Raw genomic sequence first — 3,869 nt, forward strand, 5'->3', positions numbered from 1 at the left:
ACCGCCATCTTCACGCTGGTCCTGCTGCAGGAAGCGCTGCGCGAGCCCCTGACCAGCATTGACCAGACCGACGCCCCCACTGTCATGCCGGCACCAAAGTTTGGGCGGGGGACGTAATGCGCCAGATCATCATCGAAATCGACGGCCCCGAGGGTAAGTTCAACGTCCGCGAGGGCGACAAGCACACCAAGGGCTGCAGCTGGGATGAAATGATCGGCCAGGTCGCGTCCATGACCATCCCGGATTTCATCGTCTGGCGCGGCACTTACCCGATGCTCACCGATGCGGAATGGGAGGCGCGGAAGATCGCGCAGCGCCAGCCATGAAATCCGCCTTCATCGTTTTCGCCTGCATCGTGCTGCCCGCCTTCATGTCGCCGGCAGAGCAAGAGTCCAACGAGCGCGCCGAGAAACAGGCCCGCGTGCGCGAAATCAACCAGCGGCACCTGCCGTTCGTGCTGCGCATCGCCAACAAGTTTCCGGCTGCCGACCTGGCCGCGCCGGTGCAAAGGGACAGCCAATGATGAAGTTTTACCCACTTGCAAGCCCGGAAGGCAATTTCATGCGCGCCAAGGTACCGGGCGGCTGGATTGTCCGTGAGGTCTTGGACGTTGCCCACATCGGCAACGACAAGAACGAATACATCACCACTGGCTATGACTGGCGGTCGTCGATGTGCTTCGTACCCGATCCACTCCATCAATGGACAGGAGAAAGTCTGTGAGCGAGATCCGCGTACGCGCCTCCTCCTGGGGCTCCCTCTTCGACTGCGCCCACCGCTGGGAAGGCGAACACATCCTGGGCATGCGCAAGCCGAGCGGCTTCCGTGCGCAGTTGGGCACTGCCGTACATGCCGGTACCGCCGCGTATGACCAGGCCAACCTGGACGGCGCGCCCATCAGCATCGATGACGCTGCTGGGGTGTTCGTGGAGAAGCTGCACAACCCTGAGCAGGAAATCGACTACGACCAGGATGACCTGAAGCCGCGTGACGGCGAAGCCATCGGCCTCAAGCTGCTGGCCCGCTACTGCTCGCAGATCGCGCCTAACATGGATTACCAGTCCGTCGAAATGGCGCTGGAGCCGCTGGTGATCGATTGTGGCAACGGCATTCTGGTGCGCCTGACCGGCACCATGGACCGCGCCCGGGTGGCGCGCGTGGACGGCCGCAAGATTATCCCGGACATCAAGACCGGAGCCCGGGTAATCGCCAATGGCGAGGTGAGCACCCAGGGCCGCGCCGCGCAGCTCGGCGCCTACCAGCTCATGTCCGAGAACACCGACGGCGAGCCTACCGATGGGGCGCAGATCATCGGCCTGCAGACCACGGCCTCGGCCAATGTTGGCGTGTCGCACATCTTCGATGCCAAGCGCGTCATGGTCGGTACCGAGCATGAGAAGGGCCTGATCGAGTATGCCGCGGTGATGTTCCAGACCGGCCTTTTCCCTCCCAATCCGCAGTCCCAGCTGTGCAGCCCCAAGTACTGCGCGCGCTGGAACACGTGCATGTACCACGAATGACCCACCTTCAACCTGGAGAAATCATGTCTCAAATCAACACGCTCGCCGATGTGAAACAAGGCGCCATGAAGAAGTCGCCGGCAGAGGTCGCGCAAATGCGCCCGAAAGACCAGATCGCCTACTTCCTCGAACAAAAGAAAGGCGACATCGCTAAGATGCTGCCCGCGCACCTGAATCCGGAGCGCCTCATGAAGGTGGCCCAGATTGCCGCCACCACCACCCCGGCCCTACTGAAGTGCGACGTTCCTTCTCTGGTTGGCGCCATCGGCCAGTGCGCCCAGATGGGCCTGGAGCCAAATACTGTACTGGGCCATGCCTACCTCGTCCCCTTCAACACGAAGCGCAAGGATGCCGACGGTAACGAACGCTGGGTCAACTCAGTGCAGGTCATCATCGGCTACAAGGGCCTCATCGACCTGGCCCGCCGCTCCGGCCAGATCATCAGCATCGCAGCGCATGAAGTCTGCGAGGCAGACAAGTTCGAGCTGGTGTACGGCCTGGATGAGAAGCTGAACCACACTCCAGCCATGGGCAAACGTGGCTCCATCATTGGTTTCTACGCAGTGGCCAAGCTGAAGGATGGCGGACACTGCTGCGAATTTATGAGCGTGCACCAGGTGCAAGAGATTATGGAAGCCACGCAGAGCAAGGGGAAATACGGGCCTTGGAAGGACCATTTCGTGGAGATGGGCCGCAAGACAGTCATCCGTCGCCTTTCCAAATACCTGCCGCTCTCCATCGAATTCCAGCAGGCAGCCGCGCTCGACGGCATGGCCGAGGCAGGACGCGACCAAGGCATGGGAACCATCGACGCAGACTTCCTCCTGTTGCCGGACGATGCTCCGACAATCGATCCGGACACTGGCGAAGTGACCGGACGCCTTTCTGCTTCCGCGTCAGTGGTCATGCCAGAAGGTACTGGCCGCCGTGACCCTGCAGAATTCGATGACAAAAATCAACAGAACTCAAGCGCGCCCGCAGCAGGCGGGACGGCCGGCGCGACCGCCGGGCCTGCTGGTGAGACCAGCCCGCAGGCAGCCCAGGGCCAGCAACAGGGCGGCGGTGGCCAGGACCAAGGCCTGTCCTACGCCAAGGTCCGTGACTCCCTCGAAAAGGCCACTGACCTGGAAGTCCTGGACGTTGCTGCCGATCTGATCAGCGAAGTGGCCGACCCTGCCCAGCAGGAAGAGCTGCGCACCTTCTACCGCGAGCGCAAGGAAGTGCTCGCCACTCAGCCGGCCGCCGCCGGCACCTCCACCCGCGCAGCCAAGCCGCGCCAAACCTTCACCGCTGAATAAGGATGACCACCACTATGCGCACCGCTCTTTTCTACGACACCGAAACCACCGGCCTGCCGCTCTTCCGGGAACCTTCCGAGGATCCGCGCCAGCCGCATATCTTCCAGCTGGCCGCCGACCTGGTGGACCTGGACACCCGCCGCACTATCGCCAGCATGAGCCAGCTTATCAAGCCTGCCGGCTGGATCATTCCGCCCGAGGTAGAAGCCCTGACCGGCGTCAGCACCGAGCGCGCTGCAATGTTCGGCCTGGACGCTCCCGTGGTGCTGGATATGTTCTTCAGCATGTGGGCACTGGCCACGCACGGCCGCATCGCCCACAACGAGCAGTTCGACGCTCGCCTGGTGCGCATCGCTTGCATGCGCCACCGTGATGCTGCCTTCGCGGATCACTGGAAGGATGGCGAATCCTTCTGCACTTGCGTGAACTCCACCGCGATCGTGAACCTTCCGCCCACTGCGGCCATGATCAAGGCAGGCCGCAACAATCCGAAGCAGCCGAAGCTCTCCGAGGCATATGAGTTCTTCACCGGTAAGCCGATGGAAAACGCTCACGATGCCGGCGCTGATGTGGCGGCGTGCCGCGTCGTCTACTTCGAACTGATCGAAGCCCTTACCAAGGCTGCTCCCTGAGCGTCCACCACCAGCCCGCAACTACGGAGAAACGAATGTTCCAACTCGAAACCAAGATGGTGCGCATCACCAGTATCAACATCCGCAAGGAGAAGGATGAAAAGGGCGACGAGCACAGCGTCTGCGATATCGGAATTGGCGCGCCCATGGAAAACGAAGTGCTTGATCACTTCAACCCGCTGTACCGCTCGTCCTTCTACTACGGCGATGACCAGGCCGATATGGTGAGCGGCACGCGACTGCCGCACCTGAAATTCCCATTCCCGCGCTTCTCGCATAAGGGGTCGTTGGAAGGCTACACCTTCCTGGCGCACATCGGTGCCGGTGGTCCGTCCGAGGTCAAGCTCAATGACTCGGTGATCAACAAGGTGAATTTCTTCCTGCAGGACAAGGGCGCGGTGAACATGGACTTTGTGGTG

General features: G+C 61.6%; 7 protein-coding genes. All 7 read left to right on the top strand.

Annotated features, from left to right (window positions below; all coding sequences use genetic code 11):
• Nucleotides 1–116: 116 nt before the first annotated feature.
• Entirely contained in the window at nucleotides 117–326 is a 210-nt protein-coding gene (locus ACODSZ_RS22975) for a hypothetical protein (RefSeq protein WP_488928627.1), read from the top strand.
• A complete protein-coding gene (locus tag ACODSZ_RS22980; RefSeq protein ID WP_488928628.1) occupies nucleotides 323–523 on the top strand; it encodes a hypothetical protein in 201 nt (66 codons plus the stop codon). Before ACODSZ_RS22975 ends, ACODSZ_RS22980 begins: the two co-directional genes overlap by 4 nt.
• The gene (locus ACODSZ_RS22985) at nucleotides 520–723 is read left to right on the top strand and encodes a hypothetical protein (protein WP_488928629.1); all 204 of its coding nucleotides are present in this window, start codon (nucleotides 520–522) and stop codon (nucleotides 721–723) included. The genes ACODSZ_RS22980 and ACODSZ_RS22985 overlap by 4 nt, the downstream gene beginning before the upstream one ends.
• Entirely contained in the window at nucleotides 720–1,520 is an 801-nt protein-coding gene (locus ACODSZ_RS22990) for a RecB family exonuclease (RefSeq protein WP_488928630.1), read from the top strand. The genes ACODSZ_RS22985 and ACODSZ_RS22990 overlap by 4 nt, the downstream gene beginning before the upstream one ends.
• Before the next feature lie 23 nt (nucleotides 1,521–1,543).
• The gene (locus ACODSZ_RS22995) at nucleotides 1,544–2,818 is read left to right on the top strand and encodes a recombinase RecT (RefSeq protein ID WP_488928631.1); all 1,275 of its coding nucleotides are present in this window, start codon (nucleotides 1,544–1,546) and stop codon (nucleotides 2,816–2,818) included.
• A gap of 2 nt (nucleotides 2,819–2,820) precedes the next feature.
• Nucleotides 2,821–3,450 carry a 3'-5' exonuclease gene (locus ACODSZ_RS23000; RefSeq protein WP_488928632.1) on the top strand — a complete coding sequence of 210 codons (630 nt, stop codon included), beginning with the start codon at nucleotides 2,821–2,823 and terminating at the stop codon, nucleotides 3,448–3,450.
• Between the two features lie 35 nt (nucleotides 3,451–3,485).
• Nucleotides 3,486–3,869: hypothetical protein (locus tag ACODSZ_RS23005; RefSeq protein ID WP_488928633.1), on the top strand; the 384-nt coding region annotated here is incomplete at its 3' end.

The sequence above is a fragment of the Herbaspirillum sp. FG34 genome, from assembly GCF_057809315.1.

Bases quoted from the DNA above. Each gene is read 5' to 3' on its own strand.
- ACODSZ_RS22975 (WP_488928627.1), top strand. From the start codon at position 117: ATGCGCCAGATCATCATCGAAATCGACGGCCCCGAGGGTAAGTTCAAC.
- ACODSZ_RS22980 (WP_488928628.1), top strand. From the start codon at position 323: ATGAAATCCGCCTTCATCGTTTTCGCCTGCATCGTGCTGCCCGCCTTC.
- ACODSZ_RS22985 (WP_488928629.1), top strand. From the start codon at position 520: ATGATGAAGTTTTACCCACTTGCAAGCCCGGAAGGCAATTTCATGCGC.
- ACODSZ_RS22995 (WP_488928631.1), top strand. From the start codon at position 1,544: ATGTCTCAAATCAACACGCTCGCCGATGTGAAACAAGGCGCCATGAAG.
- ACODSZ_RS23000 (WP_488928632.1), top strand. From the start codon at position 2,821: ATGACCACCACTATGCGCACCGCTCTTTTCTACGACACCGAAACCACC.